This is a genomic window from Mycobacterium sp. MAA66 (assembly GCF_041261665.1).
Classification (GTDB): Bacteria; Actinomycetota; Actinomycetes; order Mycobacteriales; family Mycobacteriaceae; genus Mycobacterium.
Genome location: NZ_JBGCCC010000028.1, coordinates 1 through 1,150, shown reverse-complemented (window position 1 = coordinate 1,150; position 1,150 = coordinate 1). Strand labels below are relative to the sequence as shown.

Below are 1,150 nucleotides of genomic sequence, written 5' to 3'. Positions count from 1 at the left end.
CCGTCGAACAGTCGCATCGCCCGATGCCAACCGTAAAGCCGCGCCAACGGCACATCATCACAAACCCCCGCCGCACCATGGACCTGAATGGCCCGATCAATCACATCACAAGCCACCTGCGGGGCCACCGACTTGATCTGCGCCACCTCGGTCGCCGCAGCCTTGTTGCCCTTCTGATCGATCGTCCAGGCCGCCTTATGACACAACAGGCGGGCCTGATCGATCTCATTGCGCGAGCGGGCGATCGACTCACGCACCACCCCCTGCTCAGCGAGCGGCTTACCGAACGCGATACGGGTCTGCACCCGCTCGATCATCAACGCCAACGCCCGCTCGGCAGCCCCCAACGCCCGCATGCAATGGTGAATACGCCCCGGACCCAGACGGGCCTGCGCAATCGCGAACCCCGACCCTTCCTCGTGCAGCAAGTTCTCTGCCGGTACCCGCACGTTGTCGAACACGATCTCGCAGTGCCCATGCTGGTCCTGCCACCCGAACACCGGCAACGACCGTGCGATGTGCACCCCGGGGGTGTCGGTGGGCACCAGGATCATCGACTGCTGCTGATGCGAGGCCGCCTCCGGGTTGGTGCGGCCCATCACGATCAGGATCTTGCAGCGCGGATCGGCGGCCCCGGTGATCCACCACTTACGCCCGTTGATCACATAATCGGCGCCATCGCGCAGCATCGTGGTCTCGATATTGCGGGCATCACTAGAGGCCACCGCCGGCTCGGTCATCGCGAACGCACTGCGGATCTGACCGGCCAGCAGCGGTTCGAGCCACTGCGCACGCTGCGCGGCACTAGCGAACAGATGCAAGGTTTCCATGTTCCCGGTGTCCGGGGCCGCACAGTTGATCGCCTCGGGCGCGATCTCCATGCTCCACCCGGAAATCTCGGCCAGCGGCGCGTACTCCAGATTGCTCAACCCCGACTCATCAGGCAAAAACAAATTCCACAACCCACGCTCGCGCGCTTTGACCTTGAGCTCCTCGACCACCGGCGGCACCGTGTGATCGCCAGGCCCCATTTCCTCGCGATAGGCGTGATAAGACGCCTCCGCCGGAAACACCAACTCCGTCATGAACTCGATGAGCCTGCCCTGATAATCCCGCGCCCTACCCGACAACCCGAAGTCCATGACGGTCA

1 protein-coding gene is annotated in these 1,150 nt (G+C 63.8%); it reads right to left on the bottom strand.

What is annotated here, in order from left to right; all coding sequences use genetic code 11:
• On the bottom strand, nt 1-1,130 hold a 1,130-nt coding region (locus ABIA30_RS27385; RefSeq protein WP_370071353.1), incomplete at its 3' end, for an acyl-CoA dehydrogenase family protein.
• Between the last annotated feature and the right edge of the window lie 20 nt (nt 1,131-1,150).